1 pseudogene is annotated in these 1,643 nt (G+C 58.0%); it reads right to left on the bottom strand.

Going from position 1 to position 1,643, the window contains the following annotated elements:
- Positions 1 to 516: 516 nt before the first annotated feature.
- Positions 517 to 1,643 (bottom strand): annotated as a pseudogene (locus Q4P78_RS08555) (hypothetical protein); the annotation flags it as partial.

Here is a 1,643-nt window from a genome sequence, read left to right as displayed (position 1 = left end):
GGTCTTGAACACCGGCGCGTAGCCCGGGGTAGTGACGCAAATGACGCAAAACTTTTGGGTACCTGCACTTTTGCGTCACTAACCGAGCATTGATTATCAATAACTTACAACGCTGAGTGACGCAAATGACGCAAATGTATGTACTTTCGCAAACTCCTTAATGTAAGGGGGATTTTTCGGTATTGTACCGATATTGCCGTACCCTACCGATACTGTAGAGCTTCAAAACGGGCTGCACACCCCTAACTCACCATGCACTGAAACAAGTGCCGAGCCAGGCGTGACAAGTGCCGAGCCAGGAAAAACAAATGCCGAACCTGTGCTGCCTAGCCCGACACTTGTTTTCACAAGTCCGGGGCTAGAACGAGCAGACTTGCTGAGATGGCTATACCTATCCTATCCGTGCAGAGCGATAGGGCAAAGGTGGGCATACAATAAAGTGCCGCACGCAACGGACACCGGGGGTCTCGTTACGTGCGGCACTTAGAGAAATACAGAGGGTATGAACGGCCGAGGCTATTCTGCAGCCGGAGCGTTACCCTCAGCCTTTCGGCCACCGTGGTGGCGAGGGCGTGAACGCTTCTTGCGGCGGCGACGCTTCTGCGGAGCATCGGGTAGGTCAAAGTTGCCTTCCTCAAGGTCTTCGTCAGCATCAGCTGCGGTAGCTGCCGTGTCGGTCTCGGTCGGTTCAACGTCCTGCGGTTCTATGCCAAAGACAAAGTCATCCAACGAGATATGGCGCAGGATGGGGCGGGTAGCCGGTTCGCTGACCACAGACTTGCGGCGCGGTTGCTCGGCAGGAGCGGGAGCTTCTTCAGTAGCTTCAGTCTCGTCTTCGGGAAGGACTTCTGCAACTTCCTCAACAGCTTGTTCCTCCTCCTGAATGGGCTCAACCTCTACCGGAGCAGGCTGTGCAGCCTCAGGGGTAGACGGTGCTTCTGCAGGTACGGCAGGCTCGGGTACGGAAGTGGTATCCTCTACTGCGGAGGCTACATCTTTTGCCTCTACCGGTTCAGCGGCAGGAGCGGGAGCCTCAATAGTGGCTTGTACATCTGCGGGGGCGGAAGCAGCTGCTTCCTCAGCCCATGCTGCACGCACTTCGTCTTCAGAAGGAAGGGCGGTTACAGGGATAACCTGAGGTTGGGGCTGAGACTGTAGCTTAGCCGGCTTTTCCTCCACTACGATTTCCGCGGACTGGGGAGCTACTTCTGCGGACTGGGGAGCGGGTGCGGACTGCTTAGAAGCAGGAGTGACCTCCTCAACCTGGGGCTTGGGGGAAGGTACCGATTGTGCAGCCTTGACTACCGGAGCCTGCTTGGCTGTTTTCGGACGCTCCGTCTTGGGGCGCTCAGCCTTGGGCTGTCCGGCCTTAGGGGCTGCCTCCTTGGGAGCCTTGGGCTGACGGCGACCGGGCTTGGCCTTTTCGGCCGGAGCAGCTATCACCACCGGTTCTTCCGGCTCAGCCAGCTCGTCCTCAGGGGGCGGAGCAGGTAGTCCCTTCGCGGCATAGTCCGCCGCAGTAAGGCGGGGCGTAGGCGGGGGAGTGTCGATGACCTCAAAGCTGGCATCGGCATCATATGCCTTATCGTAGGCTTCGTCAGAAAGGTCCTGCTTGGGCGCTTCCTTACGGGGTTTCTCAGCCT

This window comes from Rothia sp. (in: high G+C Gram-positive bacteria) (assembly GCF_030540545.1).
Lineage (GTDB): Bacteria > Actinomycetota > Actinomycetes > Actinomycetales > Micrococcaceae > Rothia.
Note: the sequence above shows the minus strand (reverse complement) of the source record. Positions and strands in the feature narration are given on the sequence as shown.